Source organism: Methanocaldococcus indicus (assembly GCF_049554935.1).
GTDB classification, from domain to species: domain Archaea; phylum AGJL01; class Methanococci; order Methanococcales; family Methanocaldococcaceae; genus Methanocaldococcus; species Methanocaldococcus indicus.
Genome location: NZ_CP186926.1, coordinates 619,280 through 634,908, shown reverse-complemented (window position 1 = coordinate 634,908; position 15,629 = coordinate 619,280). Strand labels below are relative to the sequence as shown.

The window sequence follows — 15,629 nt, the reverse complement described above, 5'->3', positions numbered from 1 at the left end:
TTATCACCTTTTTATCCTTTTTATTCCTAATATATGTATTACTTAGAAGTTCTATAAATACTTTTCTATTTTATTAATCCAAATACATAAATATTGTTGTTTAAAAAATAAAGGTTTTAAAAGGTGTTTATTTTTCCTTCAACTATCATATCTCTAACTTCTAATATATTATCTAACCATCTATTTGCAATTTCTTTAGCTTTCTCTTCTATATCTTTAAAATTAACATTATCGTCAACAATTAACTCAATATCTAAAGCTTTTGGTTCATTGATTGGCTTTCCTATTTGGCTTAGAATTCTTACATAACACTCTTTAACTCCCTCTAACTTAGCTATATCATTTGCTATTAAATTAGCTAAGACATTGTATATCTTTCCTACATGATTAACAGGATTTTTACCACTTGCTGCTTCCATACTCATAGGTCTAAATGGGGTTATTAAACCATTTACTCTATTACCTCTACCTACTGAACCATCATCACCCATCTCAGCAGATGTTCCTGTAACAGTTATATAAACTGATTCTCTTTCATAGTCATCAGCAGTATTTACACAAATCTCTACTTCATAACCATTAGCTATCTTTTTTGATAGTTCTTCTACTTTCTTCTTAATTTTGTTTATAACTTCTTTATACTCCTCTATATTATTAACATACTTATCAACAATTGCAGCAGCAATTGTGAGAGTTATTTTTTTTCCTTCTCTCAAACCCATAACTTTTATATCTTCTCCCAAGGCAGGAATTTCTTTTTTTGTTTCTTCACTATTTAATAATTTTTCTGTCTCTAAAACTAATTTTTCAGTTGTTGATAAAGGAGCATAACCTACACCAAAAGAGGTATCATTTGCTAATGGAATTTTATCTTTTTGTCTCTCAAAGACATCTACTAAATCAACACTACCCTGCCCAATTCTACAATCAACAATTACATCCTTATCTACATCTAAATTTCTAATAACTTTTTTTAAATATTCCTTAGCAGCTTTAACAGCAACTGTTCCAACTGGTAGCTTTGTTATATTTCCATTTTCATCTACAATTTGCATTGTAGCTCTTCCAGATAATAGGATATATATTGGAGTAACCATCTCTCCTCCGCCAAATTTTGGATATGCATGTCCTCCAACAACTTCAACTTGGTCAGTATTGTGGTGCAAAATAGTTCCAAATTTCTCTTTATACATTTTACATAACTCTCTACTAACACTCTCAGCTATACCATCAGCTATAGAGTCAGGATGCCCTAAACCTTTTCTTTCTACTATTTCTATCTCATTTTCTTCAATTGGCTTACAATTTAACTTTTTTATGAATATATTTCTCATCTACTCTCACCTAAGATAATTTTATATATTGTATAATCATTTAACATTTATAATTAGATGCTATATTTAAAAACTATCTTTATTTTTGGTGGTTATTTGGATGTCTATTATAAAGAAACTATAAAAAAATTGATTGGTGTTTTATTTTTCTCTATATTACTTATACTAACTTATGCCTACTTAATAAGTATTATAGAACATATTGACTTTTTTGATGCACTCTATTTTAGTGTAATAACAATAACTACAACTGGTTATGGTGATTTTACTCCAAAAACACAATTAGGAAAGATATTAACTATTATTTATTTGATTTTAGGAGTAGGAATTGTAATGTATCTTTTTTCAATTATTACAGAATTTATAGTGGAGGGAAAATTTAGAGAGCTGATTAAAATGAAAAGTATGGCCAGCAAATTAAAAAAAATGGAAAATCATTATATTATTTGTGGATATGGTAAGATGGGAAAAGTTATAGGGGATAAATTTTTAAAAGAAAATATTTCTTTTATAGCAATAGATAAAAATGAAGAAATTTTAAAAGAAGAGTTTGAAAAACAGCCTGACAAATTTGTATATATTGTTGGTGATGCTACAAAAGAAGATATTCTTAAAAAAGCAAAGATAGATAAAGCTAAATGCCTATTAGCTGTTTTACCAACAGATGCTGATAATGTATTTTTAACATTGACAGCTAAAGAACTAAATCCAAAAATTGAAGTTGTTGCTAAGGCCAATGAAAGAGAATCTATAAAAAAATTAAAAGTTGCAGGTGCTAATAAAATTGTATCTCCTTATTTATTAGGAGGCCTAAGAATGGCTGTTGTTTCAACAAGGCCAGGAATTTTAGATTTTCTGAGGACATTTTTAAAAGTAGCTAAGGAAGAGTATAATGAAGATATTCATTTAGAGAAGTTTGTTGTAAATAAAAATTCACCATTAGTAAATAAATCAATTAAAGAGGCAAATATTAGAAGAAGAACTGGAGCTACAATAGTTGGAATTAAAAGAGGAGATGAATTCTTTATAAATCCCAGTCCAGAATTTATAATAAAAGAAGGAGATATTTTATATGTCTTGGGAACTAATGAATCAATAGAATACTTCAAACTATTATTAGAAGGGAAAAGATGAATGTCATAATTCCTGTCTCACCTTTAAACAACTTAAAAACAAGATTATCAAATTTTCTAACAGAGGTAGAAAGAAAAGAGCTAATTTTTAATATGCTAAGAGATATAACAAAAGTTTTAGATAATTTGAATGTGTATATTGTTAGTAAAGATGAAAAAATTTTAAATTTTGCTAAGGAAGAATTAAAAGTAGATATTATTAAAGAGAAATCTTCTGGATTAAATAATGCACTTTATCAAGCTTTTGAAGTAGTTAAAAACAATATTTTAGTTATTCCTGCTGATATTCCTTTAATCAAAAAAAAGAATATAGAAGATGTTATAAAACTCTCTAAAAACTATGATTTAATTATTTCACCTTCAAGAGGTGGAGGAACTAACCTACTATATTTAAAGGACAAAGACACTATAAAATTGAGATATGAAGGTTTTAGCTTTTTAAAGCATTTAGAAGAAGCAAAAAAAAGAAATTTAAAGTATTATGTATATGATTCTTTTTATATCTCAGTTGATATAAATACTGTTGAAGATTTGGGAGAGATATTTATTCATGGAGAAAATACATATACAAAAAGATTTTTAGAGAATATTATTGAAGTTTATCCTCTCTATTCTTCTGCTGGAAGATTTAAAGTAGTGAGAAAATGAAAAAAAGATTTTTAAAATTGGAAAGTATAGAGAAAGCAAAAGAAATAGTCAATAGATATATTTTTAAAGATGTTGAGGAAATAGAGATAGAAAAATCAGTTAATAAGATTTTAGCTGAGGATATTTTTTCAGATGTTGATATTCCTCCTTTTGATAGGGCTGTTATGGATGGTTATGCTGTGAGAGCAGAAGACACTTATGAGGCAGATGAAGATAATCCAATAACTTTAAAAGTAGTTGATTGTATAAAAGCAGGAGATGTTAAAGATATTTCAATTAAAAGGGGAGAATGTGTCGAAATATCTACAGGAGCTATGGTTCCAAAAGGTGCTAATGCTGTTGTAATGGTTGAATATACTGAAAGAGATAACAATATAGTTAAAATTTATAAAGCAGTTGCTCCAATGGAGAATATTCAATTCACTGGCTCAGATATAATGGCTGGAGAATTAGTTTTAAGAAAATATACAAGATTAACACCAAGAGATATAGGTGTTTTAGCTGCAATAGGAAAAAGAAAGGTAAAGGTCTTTAAAACTTTGAAATTTGGAATTATTTCCTCTGGTAATGAGTTAATTCCACCAACAGAAAAGTTGAAAGAAGGAAAAATTTATGATGTAAATAGTTACACTTTAATGAGCTATATTAATTATTTAGGATACAAATATGAGTTTTTTGGCATAGCTAAGGACAACATTGAAGATATAAAAGAGAGAATAAAAAAAGCCCTTGAAAGTTGTGATATAGTTCTTATCTCTGGGGGAACTTCTGCAGGAGAAGGAGATTTAACAGAAAGGGCTATAAAAGAGCTTGGAGGAAAAATCTTAATACATGGATTGAAAGTAAAACCTGGTAAGCCAACAATAATAGGAACTGTAAATAATAAATTAGTTGTTGGTTTGCCTGGATATCCAACATCATGCTTAACCATCTTTGATATTCTATTTGGAGATGAGAAAAATGTTGTAAAAGCTCATTTTCCATTAAGATACATATCTGCCAAAGGAAGGAAAGAATTCTTACCTGTTATTTTAGCAAAAGATAAAGCATATCCAATAACTAAGGGTAGTGGAGCTATAACATCTCTATCTGAGGCAGATGGATATATAGTAATAGATGAGAATAGAGAGATTTTGGAAAATGAAGATGTTGAAGTTCATTTATTTGGAAATGTTAAAGAAGGATTAAATATTATAGGTAGCCACTGCATAGGAATAGATTTAATTTTAAGAGAAGCTAAGATTTATGCAAAAACTATAAATGCTGGTTCATTAGGTGGAATATTCTCTATAAAAAGGGGAGAAGCGGATATTGCAGGAATACATTTATTGGATGAAAAAACTAATTTATATAATATCCCATTTTTAGAGAGATACAAAGTTAGAGGTTATTTAGTTGGAGGATATATTAGAGAACAAGGATTCATGTTTAGAGAGGATTTAAATATAGAGAGTATAGAAGATATCTTAAAAAATATTTATAATTTAAAATTTATAAATAGAAATAAAGGTTCTGGGACAAGGATTTTGTTTGATAAGTTTTTGAAAGAGCATAATATTGACAAAAATAGAATTAATGGATACAATATAGAAAGTAAGACACATTCAGCAGTTGCAAGAGCTATTGCTATGAAAAAGGCAGATATTGGTTTAGGAATTAAGAATGTAGCTGAACAGTATAACTTAAAATTTATAAAGTTGGCAGATGAATACTATGACTTTCTGATAAATAAAGATAGTTTTGAAAATAGAGATGTGCAAAGATTTATTGAAACATTAAAAAAGATAGAACTTCCATTTAAGAAACATAAAGATACAGGAAAAATAATTTGGAAGAATTTAGATTAAGTCAGGATTTTTATCTACACTTATATATAATTCTCCTTTTGGTTTAGCACTTTCAGCATAATCTCCTATAAACTTATAGTATGTCCCCTCTACTTTTAGTCCAGGGTCTTTTTTACCTACTTTTATTATAGGATTCTCAACTATCTCAACAAATTTAAAGCTTGGTAATACTTCTCTTATTTTACCTTTTACAACTATTGCTCCTTTTCTCATTTCTCCTCCTGTTCTAACATCAACATCTCCATCAACTATAATCTTTCCTCCATTCAAATGAATTCCAGTAAATATTCCAGAGTTTCCTTTTATATGAATAAGTCCATTTAACATAAATTCTCCTACTTCATGTCTTGCATTTCCTTCAATAATTATTGTTCCTCCTTCCATTCCTCTCCAATCTCCTCTATAAGATGAACCAACATAATCTCTGGCATCACCTTTAACAACTATCTCTCCTCCAAACATATCTTGTCCTACCCAATTATCAACATTTCCATTAACTACTATTCTACCTCCTTTCATTCTTGCTCCAACATACATTCCTGCATTTCCATTAACTATAATCTCTCCTTTTGTCATTTCTTCTCCTATATGATATAAATAGTCATTTGAGTTTTCAATAATTATTTTTGGTTCTCCATCAATATCATTAATTGATATATCAAAAATATCACATAATTTTATCTTTTTTCTTCCATATTGTAAATTTATATTTTTTATTTCATCTTCTTTCATCTCAGCCAATTTTTCTGGTAAAACTACTGACATATCTACTGATGTTTTTAGGGCAATATCTTTAAATGTTAATATTATCTCTTTCATTCTTTCACCTTCTCAACTTTTACAGCAGTTCCATAAGCATAGTAGTTATTATTAACAATATCTTCTCCTGTTTCTACTATTGGCTCATTATGTATTCTAATTCCAATAACTGCATTAGCTCCTAATTCTAATGCCAACTCTTCCAAATCATCCAAAGCCTCTTCTGGGTCATCTCCATAGCCAACAACAATCCCCAAATATTCTAATATCTTATATCCTTCAAGTTTTTCAGTAGTTGTTAATAACATAATTTTTCTCAAAAAAATTTTTTTAGTTTATGTCAGAAGCATCAATTTTGACAACTTCCCAACCATTAGCATAGCTATCTTTAACTGGATAGTTTTCAAATGCAATGGAGTATAATTTTGGCCATTTAGCTTTTATGTCTTTTAAAACTTCTTCATATAGTTGTTCTCCAACATTTACATCTACATACCATGTTTCATAGAATTTCTCTTTTACTAATTCCCCATCCTTAACTAATATCTCTCCTTTTTTAATTGTATATTTAGCATATCTAAATGCTCTTTCTATAACTCTTCCATCTTTCTCTTCTGGATTAATTTCATATATTGCTATATCTGCATCAGCACCTATTCCAAGATGTCCTTTATTAACTAACCCAAATGCTCTTGCTGAGTTGGTTCTTGTAATTTTAGTTATTTCATATAAGTCAAACTCTTTATCACTATCTGCAATTCTACTTCTTTGCTGTGCCCATTTATGGACTTTGTTGTATAACCACTCATCTCTATACTTCTTGCTCATTAACCAAGCTATAACTCTTGGGTATCTTGTAAATGGTCCAGCATTTGGATGGTCTGTTGTTAGCATTAATTTATCTACATCTGTATATAAGAACAACTCTAAACCTATTGCCCATTGTAATGAATATACAGGTCCTTTTGGAGAGTAGATAAATGGAACTACTCCAGAACCTGTTTCAACTTCAACATCACAGTTTGCCCATTTTGTTTTTGTTGTCATATATAAGTCAAATTCCATTGGTCCATCTGCTGTCATTGTAGTAGTTTCATCTAATGTTATTTGCCCAACATCAATAGTAATATTATCTGCTTTATTCACATATTCAGCTATTTCTACTCCCTTAGCTTCAAAATCTTTCCAAGATGTTCCTCCATAAGAATGGAACTGTACATGTGTATTATGATAAACTTGGAATCTGTTTCCAACTCTTGGTTTTGCTTTCATACCTTCAACAATTTTCATAGTTTCTAATGTTGTTTCCCAATTTCCAGGATGTCCTAAGTTGTTAGGATGTATATGTATTGAGTGAGGTAATCCAAGCATTTCATTTGCTTTTGCCAATCCACTTATAATTTCTCTTGGAGTTATATCAAAGCCAGGAACAGGGTCATCTACTGAATGTACATTTGTTCCCCATCCCCATGCTTCTGTTCCTCCAGGATTAACTATTTTTATAGCATAACCTCTTGATACTTTTAAAACCCAAGCTATATAAGCTGCCAAAGCTTTAAAATCTCCCTCTTTTATATATTCAAATACAAACCAGTTATTTCCAAATAAAGGCATTGCTGTTTTTTCTATTTGAGGAGTGTCTCTAAACTCTTCATGGACGTGTTTTGCTTTTAAAGGAGGCATAGCCGCTTCAACAACAAAAGTATATCCCAACTCTGAGTATTGATAACCTGTTTTATATGTTGAAGGGACTGAAAATCCTGTTCCAGAATGTGCTTTTCTTTTGTAAATTTCCATTATACTATCTTCTGGTCTCATTACTCTTCCTGTATTTACCTTAGGTCCAGCTATGTGTGAATGAGGGTCTACCCCCCCAGGCATAACTACACAGTTAGAAGCATCTATAACCTTAGCATCTTCTGAAACTTTTTCAACAATCTTTCCATCTTTAATGCATATATCCATTTTTTCTCCATTAATTCCATTAGCAGGGTCATAGACAATTCCATTTTTAATAATCATTTCCATAATCTCACCAATTATGCTTTAACTTTTTTAATTTTAGCATTTTTATTTTTAATATTTTTAACATTCAAATATACTGTTTTCATTAAATCTTCCATATCTAAAACTTCTTCATCAGTTTTCTCTATCTTTACAAATTGGTCAGGAGAACCTTTTAAATATGGCATTCCTGTACTTGTGGTATCTGGATCTACAACAACATTAGCCCAAGGTCCCATAGGTATAAATATATGCCCCTCTGGATTTCTTTCATCAGCTTCTTTAACATAAAGGACAACACTACCAAAAGAACTTTTTACTTTTACTTTATCTCCTTCTTTAACTCCAAGTTTTTCCATATCTTCTTTATTTATATATACTACTGCAGCAGCTTTTTTATATAATTTTAAATTTTTCCCAGCTTCAATACCTTCCCCTTGCCATATAGTTCTACCTGTATTTAATCTAAATTTCATTATTTCACCCTAACTAATTTTATAGCATCTACTGGACAAAACTCTACACAAGTCCCACATCCACCACATAATTCAGGATTTACTATCTTAATAACTCCGTTCTCTACTCTAATAACAATATTCTCCTCACTTTCTGGACCAGCTCCACCAGCAACATTTGGGTCGTTAGCAGCATTAACAGGACATGCAACTACACAAATTCCACAACCATGACACTTTTCAGGAAAGACTACTAATGAATATCCTTTATTATTTATCATTTAATCACCTCAATTTAATACCTTTTTTAATTGTTTTTCCCAAGCTTTTGGATAGTTCTTAGTTAATTTGACAGATTTTCTAACAACTTTAATTGCTTCAACTGGACAAGCTTTTGCACAAGCACCACATAAAACACAAAGATTTTGATTTACTATTAATTTTTGGACTTTTTGAGCTTTTTTCTCAGATTTTGGGAACTCTAATGCTGAACATGGACAAATATTTACACAAGCAGCACAGCCTGAACATTTTTCATGATTTATTATTACCTCTCCCTCAAATGGTTTCTCTACTTTTATAGCATTTGTAGGACATACATAAGCACACCAACCACATGAAACACAAATATCTTCATATACTGTTGTTTTTCCATTTATATCCTCATAAAGTTTAGCTTTTGGTATTCTCTTGTGTAGAGGACATTTATAACAAATAGCTTCAATAGCATCATGAGGACATACATACTCACAAACTCTACAATAGACACATAAGTCATGATTTACTTTTATGTCATCAACTGGTTTAGGATTTGATGGTGTTGGAATTCTGTAATTCAACTCAATAGCATCAGCTGGACAATATTCTGCACAAATTCCACATAAAACACATTTTTCTTTGTTAATTACAATTTCCCCTACAACAAACTTTTTTCTTTCTGTTAATTCTCTCTCAACAACTATTGCATCTCTTGGACAAACAATTTCACATTGCTCACATAAAACACATTTTTCTTGTTCAACTTTAATAGATTTTCCAGTAATTTTTGGATATCTTTCATCTTCTTTTATTGATTTTCCATTAATTTTTAAATCTAATGCATTAAAGAAACAAGCTGCTGAACAAATTCCACATAAAACACATTTTTCTTTGTCAATATCAATATAGTTATCATCAATTAAACCTTTTGCAATAGCTCCAAGAGGTCCAAGCTTTATAGCTCCAACTGGACAGACATCAGAACATATCCCACAACCAACACAATAAGATTTTTGCCAGCTAAGTTCTCTTTTATCTACTTTTGTTTCTCTATAAATTATAAAACCATTATCAAATACTTCTTTAATTTTATTCATTTATATCCCTCCTAAATCTTAATGCTTTTGTAGGACACAAAAAAGTGCAGTTTGCACAAAGACAGCATTTATCTTTATCAATACTAATCTTTCCATTTTCTATTTTTATAGCATCACATTCAGCACATTGATAACAAAAAATACATTTTTCTTCATCCCAGATTATATCTACATCATAAAGTTCTTTAACCAAAATCTTAGATAAATCTTTATCTTTTGTTATTGTATGGATAAATTTTGCTCCACAACTTGGTGGTAGAGATTTTATAACTTCTGCAACTTCCAAAATATCATTTTTTGGAAATGTTCCAGACAAATAATGAGATACAACAGTATTATCAATTTTTAGATACTTAGCAATATCCTTATTTTTTAAACCTTTCTTTTTTAGCTTAAAAGTTACCAATGCTTTTATTCCTGATAAAATATGTTTAGGCATGCTAACCAATTAAATGATTATGAGTATTACTCATATTTATACATTATTTCATTATATGCTTGATTAAAAATATAAATATAACATTGAGCATTACTCAATTTATTAAAAAATATTTTATAGTTCTATTATCTCATCTCCCTTAATTAAAACTCTATTTACATATTTTTTTGCAATTTTTCCCAACTCAACCAATTCAGAAGTTTTTGGTATTGGTAGATTCCTAAATTTTTCATCATAAGCATTTTCAGGATTGAATTGTTGGATTGTATATAAATCAGCATCTTTTGCAATTTTTGCAATTTCCTCAATATCTTTTTTATCTAAAACTTTTGGAACATATGTTGTTCTACACTCAATAAATATATTATTATCTTTACACATTTTAATAATTTTTAAAATATTATCTTTGATATTTTTATCATATCCAGTTAGCTCTTTATATTTATCAAACCTACATTTTATATCCAAAGCTACATAATCAATTAAGTTAAGTTTTATTAACTCCTCTATAACTTCTGGATGTGTCCCATTTGTATCTATCTTAACACTTAAATTCAGTTCTTTTGCTTTCTTAGCTATCTCTACTACATCCTCTTTTTGTAAAGTTGGCTCTCCTCCAGAAATAACTAATGCATCAGCAAGGAAAAAATCAATTTTTTTAAAAAGTTCTTCAACACTCATCTTATACTTTCTATTCAAAACATCTTTTAGGTTATGACAATACTTACATCTCATATTGCATCCAGATAAAAAAATAACAGCTGAAAATTTTTTATAGTAGTCAATTGTTGAACTGTCTATTATACTTGTTACATAAACCATAACTTATCACTTAAATGCACTCATTAATGTCCATGCTTCTTTTCCAGTTATAAAAGCCCTATTAACTAATCTTTTAAATATTATCTTGCAAAGTTCCTTTTTATGTTCTGGAAGTTTAGATTTATCTATAAACTCATTAAACTTTCTAATTAGAAGTTCTTTATCTTCCTTACTTGCTTCTCTTATATTTATATCAACAAATTTATTTTCAACTTTATAGGAATAGAGCTCATATAAGATAACAGCAACAGCATGGGATAGATTCATTATTGGATATTTTGGGGATGTAGGGATAGAAACTAATAAATCACACTTATCTATTTCTTCATTTCTTAATCCATCATCTTCTCTTCCAAAAACAATTCCAATATTCCCTTTAGTAGAATATATTTTTTTAGCTAATTCTTTGGGTGTTATAGGCACTCTTTTTAAATTTCTATCTCCACCTCTTGCACCAGAAGTAGCAATGACAAAATCCAAATCTTTAATAGCATCATCAAAAGAGTTATAAAATTTAGCATTCTCTAAAATATCTTTTGCATGCATTGACATCATTTTAGCTTCATCACTTTCTATTATCTCTTTATTTCCTACAATTCTCAAATCATAAAAATCAAAATTTTTCATAACTCTTGCTATACTTCCAACATTTCCAGGATACTTTGGATTAACTAAAATTATGGATATCATAACCTATTCCTTTTTTAAATCTTCTAAGCATTCCTCACACAAATATCTACCTTGATAGTATTTAACTAACCCTTGATATCCACAGCATTCACATATACCCTCTATCCATTCATCTTTTTCCTCAACTTTTGGAGGCTCCATAATATTTGCATACTCTATAACAATCTCTAACAATTTAGGGGATATTTTAACAATATCACTCTGAGTTATAATCCCTACTAATTCACCATCTTTAACTACTGGTAATCTTTTTACATTATATTTAGCCATTATCTTGGCAGCATCATTTATTGACTTGTTATGCTCTATTGTAATAACCTTTTTTCTCATAACATCCTCAACTAAAACGTCCTTAGGTTTTAGGTTATTTGCTACAACTTCTCTAACAATATCTCTCTCAGTTATTATTCCAATTGGTTTGTTATCTTCAACTACAACAACAGCCCCTATATTTTTCTCTTTTAAAATATTTGCAACATCATATACACTCATATCTTTACTTACAGTTATAACTGGAAAGCTCATAACTTCATAAACTGGAACATCAAACTCCATAATCTCACCATGTAAAATGTTATAATATGCATATATGTCTATAAATAGTATTAGAAAATCTAAACTATAATATAATTTATAATTATATCACTAAATAAATCTAATGGTAACCTTTATATAAAAACTTAACAAAATATTATAACATAATACTAAAATTAATAAAAAATAATAATATATTTGTGATAAGTATGAAAAAAGTAAAAATTGGATTTATAAAATGTGGAAATATTGGAATGTCTCCAATTATTGATTTAGCCTTAGATGAAAGAGCAGAAAGAGAGGATATAGATGTAAGAGTTATAGGTAGTGGAGCTAAAATGGACCCTAAGTCAGTTGAAGAAGTAACAAAATTTATGGTTGAGCAAATAAAACCTGACTTTATTGTGTTTATAAGCCCAAATCCAGCAGCTCCCGGACCTAAAAAAGCCAGAGAAATTTTAAAAGAGTCTGGAATTCCTTCAATAATTGTTGGAGATAAGCCAGGATTAAGAGCTAAGGATGAATTAGAAGAGAATGGATTTGGATATATAATTATAAAATGTGACCCAATGATTGGAGCAAGAAGAGAATTTTTAGACCCTGTTGAAGTAGGATTATTCAACTCAGATATAATAAAAGTATTATCAGTTATAGGTGTAGTTAGAACTGTCCAAGAAGCATTAGATAAGGTAATTGAAAGTATAAAAGAAGGTAAAAATAATATAGAGCTCCCAAAAATAGTAATTGATGAGAATGTAGTAGAAAAAATGGAGTTCAGCAATCCTTATGCAAAAGCAAAAGCTATGGCAGCATATTATATAGCTGAGAAAGTTGGAGATGTTGATGTTAAAGGATGTTTTATGGTTAAAGATGCTGAGAAATATATTCCTATTGTAGCATCAGCTCATGAATTGTTAAGACAAGCAGCTTTATTAGCTGATGAGATTAGAGAATTAGAAAAAGCAACAGATTCAGTATTGAGAAAGCCACACAATAAAGAAGGTAAAATATTATCAAAAAGAAAATTAATGGAGAAACCTCAATAATTTTAATAAGTTGTTAGAAATTAAAGATATTTATTTTTTATAGATTAATCCTTTATAATATCTTCAAGACACTGTCAAGTTAACGACTTCAACTAATTGTAGAACATCATGAAACTTTTAATCCAGCTAACAACTGTATCGAATTTGCTGTTATTAGGAAACCTATTATAAAATGCTTTAGTTCTTCGTTTGAGTAGTGAGAAAAAGCTTTCTACACAATTTCTCAGTCCGAATCTGACTCTTTCAAATTCTAAACCCAATCTTTGCCATGCCCACGGATACCATCTTCCACCATCGACCAAAATCTTCGGCTTATTAGAGCAAAATTTTAATATACTCTTAACGAATAATATAGTATCGAGGCAGTTTCTTGTTTCAGAAACATAAACTCCCAAGCACTCTTTCGATTCAACATCAATAGCAGACCATACGTAAATATTTTCATTTCCAATCTTTAGTTTGGTCTCATCGATTGCAATTGCGTATCTTTCCTTTCTTTCAGGTTCGTTTAAAACATCTTTAATCTTGTGATAATAAGTCCTAACCGACTCATGGCTTATACTTTCGAATTGGGAAAGAAACAAACTTACCTTCCTCAACGATAGTCCAAGATAATACAAAATCCCAGCTAAGATTTTAACTTCTATCGACTTCTTATTCCTTTTAAAAATCTTCTCCTCTTCGATTCTCTCCTTTAAGACTTCTATCGTGAGCTTCATATTTTATTATTTTTTATCAATTATTAATAAAAGCTTAACTTGACACTCTCTATCTTCAACTAACAAAAGTTTATATACTCCTTTTTTATATTTTTAAAAATCATCAAAAAATAGTGATTATGAGGGGATACTATGGCTGAGATGATAATACCATATCCACAATTAAAAAAGTTAATGAATGTTACATGTGAAGTAGATTTGTATAAGACAGAAGCTGAAGATATGATGGATATAGTTGAGAAAAAAGTAGCAGATTTATTTGAAATTGCACATAAAAATGCAAAAGCTGAAAATGCTAAAATGATTTTAATGAGACATATTCCTCTTACAAAAGGTATGTTAAGTTCTATGGAATTATTTAGAGAAGTTATAGAAGAAGAAAAAATCTTAGCTGATAAAATTAAAGAGTTTGTTATGAAAAAAATTCCTGGAGATTTACCATTAGAGGATAATGTAGTTGATAATCTTCCACTTATAACCGGAACAATATTTATAATTTTAGGGAGAGTTATTAAAGCTCTACATGAAGACATAGAAAGAATTAGAAGAGAACATATAGAAGAAGCTAAGAAAGTTTTAGATTACACTTTATAAATTTTTAAATTTAAATTTTAATTTTTTAAATGATAACTATGGTAGCTAAGAGATTATTAAATTTTGATAATTTTGAAATTATGGACATTCTTTCTAAGGCTCAAAATTTAGAAAGAGAAGGTAAGGATGTTATACATTTAGAGATTGGTGAGCCAGATTTTCCAACACCAAAACCTATTTTAGATGAAGGAATTAATGCATTAAAAGAGAATAAAACACACTATACTGATAGTAGAGGAATAGTTGAACTAAGAGAAAAGATAGCAAATAAATATTTTTTAGAGTACAATATTGATGTAGATATTAACAACATTATTATTACTGGTGGCTCATCCTTAGCTTTATTTTTTGCTTTATCATCTATTTTAGATGAAGGTGATGAAGTTTTAATAAAACTTCCTACTTATCCATGCTATAAAAATTTCATTAGATTTTTAGGAGCTAAGCCAATATATTTTAAAAATTTGGAAGAATTGGAAAAGAAAGTAAATAAAAAAACAAAAGCAATTATTTTAAATTCTCCCTCAAATCCTACTGGTGAAGTTTTAGAAAAGGAAATTTATAAATTTGCTTATGATGAAATTCCTTATGTTGTTTCTGATGAAATATATAATGGATTAGTTTATGAAGGAAACTGTTTTTCAGCTATTGAATTTGATGAAAATTTAGAAAAAACTATTTTAATAAATGGATTCTCTAAGCTTTATTCAATGACTGGTTGGAGGTTAGGATATCTAATATCAAATAGTGAGATAATAGATAGTTGCTTAAAATTACAACAGAACTTTTTTATTTCAGCTCCAACAATTTCACAGTTTGCAGCATTAAAAGCTTTTTCTTCTGAAACTGAAAAATATGTTAAAGAGATGATTAAAGAATTTGATAGGAGGAGAAGATTGGTTTTAAAGTATATGAAAGAGTTTAATTGGAAAGTTGGTAATCCAGTTGGGGCATTTTATGTATTTCCATATATTGGTAGAGATGGGAAAAAGTTCTGTGAAGAACTTTTAAATAAAAAGTATGTTGCCTTGTCTCCTGGAGAAGAGTTTGGATGCAAATATAATATTAGAATAAGCTACTCTAATAAGTATGAGAGAATTAAAGAAGGATTAGAAAGAATTATGGAATATATTGAATAGAATAAAATTTTTTAATTTTTTTATATTGGGCATATTACTAATCTGCAGAATCTATACTAAATAATAATAAAAATGTTATAATAATAATGTAAATAATAGTGATATTCTACA

18 protein-coding genes are annotated in these 15,629 nt (G+C 29.0%); 6 read left to right on the top strand and 12 right to left on the bottom strand.

Features of this window, described 5'->3' with window-relative positions; genetic code table 11:
* Nucleotides 1-116 precede the first annotated feature (116 nt).
* Nucleotides 117-1,334: a methionine adenosyltransferase gene (locus tag ACPB8Q_RS03560; protein WP_423793301.1), complete on the bottom strand. Its 1,218-nt coding sequence runs from the start codon at nt 1,332-1,334 to the stop codon at nt 117-119.
* Nucleotides 1,335-1,391: 57 nt separating this feature from the next.
* On the opposite strand from ACPB8Q_RS03560, the gene ACPB8Q_RS03555 reads away from it, so the two are divergent.
* The 3 genes from ACPB8Q_RS03555 to ACPB8Q_RS03545 are packed head-to-tail and all read left to right on the top strand — an operon-like array spanning nt 1,392 to nt 4,962.
* Complete coding sequence (locus tag ACPB8Q_RS03555) at nt 1,392-2,468, top strand: potassium channel family protein (RefSeq protein ID WP_423793300.1); 1,077 nt, start codon at nt 1,392-1,394, stop codon at nt 2,466-2,468.
* On the top strand, nt 2,465-3,115 hold the full coding sequence (gene cofC, locus ACPB8Q_RS03550; RefSeq protein WP_423793299.1) for a 2-phospho-L-lactate guanylyltransferase: 651 nt from the start codon (nt 2,465-2,467) through the stop codon (nt 3,113-3,115). The genes ACPB8Q_RS03555 and cofC overlap by 4 nt, the downstream gene beginning before the upstream one ends.
* Nucleotides 3,112-4,962: a molybdopterin biosynthesis protein gene (locus ACPB8Q_RS03545; RefSeq protein ID WP_423793298.1), complete on the top strand. Its 1,851-nt coding sequence runs from the start codon at nt 3,112-3,114 to the stop codon at nt 4,960-4,962. The genes cofC and ACPB8Q_RS03545 overlap by 4 nt, the downstream gene beginning before the upstream one ends.
* Here ACPB8Q_RS03545 and fwdC read toward each other — a convergent pair.
* The 10 genes from fwdC to ACPB8Q_RS03495 all read right to left on the bottom strand — a co-directional run bounded on the left by fwdC (nt 4,954) and on the right by ACPB8Q_RS03495 (nt 12,041).
* Nucleotides 4,954-5,781 (bottom strand): tungsten-dependent formylmethanofuran dehydrogenase subunit FwdC, encoded by an 828-nt coding sequence (gene fwdC / locus ACPB8Q_RS03540; protein ID WP_423793297.1) that lies wholly within the window; start codon nt 5,779-5,781, stop codon nt 4,954-4,956. The genes ACPB8Q_RS03545 and fwdC overlap by 9 nt on opposite strands.
* Nucleotides 5,778-6,029, bottom strand: a complete 252-nt coding sequence (locus ACPB8Q_RS03535) for a YbjQ family protein (protein WP_423793296.1) — start codon at nt 6,027-6,029, stop codon at nt 5,778-5,780. The genes fwdC and ACPB8Q_RS03535 overlap by 4 nt, the downstream gene beginning before the upstream one ends.
* Nucleotides 6,030-6,051: 22 nt before the next feature.
* Nucleotides 6,052-7,749, bottom strand: coding sequence for a tungsten-dependent formylmethanofuran dehydrogenase subunit FwdA (gene fwdA, locus ACPB8Q_RS03530; RefSeq protein WP_423793295.1), 1,698 nt, complete (start codon nt 7,747-7,749; stop codon nt 6,052-6,054).
* A gap of 11 nt (nt 7,750-7,760) precedes the next feature.
* Entirely contained in the window at nt 7,761-8,201 is a 441-nt protein-coding gene (gene fwdD, locus ACPB8Q_RS03525) for a tungsten-dependent formylmethanofuran dehydrogenase subunit FwdD (protein WP_423793294.1), read from the bottom strand.
* Nucleotides 8,201-8,461, bottom strand: coding sequence for a 4Fe-4S binding protein (locus ACPB8Q_RS03520; protein WP_423793293.1), 261 nt, complete (start codon nt 8,459-8,461; stop codon nt 8,201-8,203). Before ACPB8Q_RS03520 ends, fwdD begins: the two co-directional genes overlap by 1 nt.
* Before the next feature lie 9 nt (nt 8,462-8,470).
* Complete coding sequence (fwdF, locus tag ACPB8Q_RS03515) at nt 8,471-9,535, bottom strand: tungsten-dependent formylmethanofuran dehydrogenase subunit FwdF (RefSeq protein ID WP_423793292.1); 1,065 nt, start codon at nt 9,533-9,535, stop codon at nt 8,471-8,473.
* The gene (locus ACPB8Q_RS03510) at nt 9,528-9,974 is read right to left on the bottom strand and encodes a (4Fe-4S)-binding protein (protein WP_423793291.1); all 447 of its coding nucleotides are present in this window, start codon (nt 9,972-9,974) and stop codon (nt 9,528-9,530) included. The genes fwdF and ACPB8Q_RS03510 overlap by 8 nt, the downstream gene beginning before the upstream one ends.
* Before the next feature lie 114 nt (nt 9,975-10,088).
* On the bottom strand, nt 10,089-10,796 hold the full coding sequence (locus tag ACPB8Q_RS03505) for a radical SAM protein (RefSeq protein WP_423793290.1): 708 nt from the start codon (nt 10,794-10,796) through the stop codon (nt 10,089-10,091).
* Between the two features lie 6 nt (nt 10,797-10,802).
* A complete protein-coding gene (locus ACPB8Q_RS03500) occupies nt 10,803-11,486 on the bottom strand; it encodes a TrmJ/YjtD family RNA methyltransferase (RefSeq protein WP_423793289.1) in 684 nt (227 codons plus the stop codon).
* A gap of 3 nt (nt 11,487-11,489) precedes the next feature.
* Nucleotides 11,490-12,041, bottom strand: coding sequence for a cyclic nucleotide-binding/CBS domain-containing protein (locus ACPB8Q_RS03495; protein ID WP_423793288.1), 552 nt, complete (start codon nt 12,039-12,041; stop codon nt 11,490-11,492).
* A 188-nt stretch (nt 12,042-12,229) separates the two neighbouring features.
* Between ACPB8Q_RS03495 and ACPB8Q_RS03490 the strand changes: the two genes are divergently transcribed.
* Complete coding sequence (locus ACPB8Q_RS03490; RefSeq protein ID WP_423793287.1) at nt 12,230-13,066, top strand: F420-dependent methylenetetrahydromethanopterin dehydrogenase; 837 nt, start codon at nt 12,230-12,232, stop codon at nt 13,064-13,066.
* Nucleotides 13,067-13,158: 92 nt separating this feature from the next.
* Here the strand turns inward: ACPB8Q_RS03490 and ACPB8Q_RS03485 are convergent, their stop codons facing one another.
* Nucleotides 13,159-13,785 (bottom strand): IS6 family transposase, encoded by a 627-nt coding sequence (locus tag ACPB8Q_RS03485; protein ID WP_423793286.1) that lies wholly within the window; start codon nt 13,783-13,785, stop codon nt 13,159-13,161.
* 132 nt (nt 13,786-13,917) lie between these two features.
* Here ACPB8Q_RS03485 and ACPB8Q_RS03480 point away from each other — a divergent pair, with 132 nt between their 5' ends.
* Nucleotides 13,918-14,379, top strand: coding sequence for a DUF1931 family protein (locus ACPB8Q_RS03480; RefSeq protein ID WP_423793285.1), 462 nt, complete (start codon nt 13,918-13,920; stop codon nt 14,377-14,379).
* Between the two features lie 29 nt (nt 14,380-14,408).
* On the top strand, nt 14,409-15,518 hold the full coding sequence (locus ACPB8Q_RS03475; RefSeq protein WP_423793284.1) for a pyridoxal phosphate-dependent aminotransferase: 1,110 nt from the start codon (nt 14,409-14,411) through the stop codon (nt 15,516-15,518).
* Nucleotides 15,519-15,629: the final 111 nt, after the last annotated feature.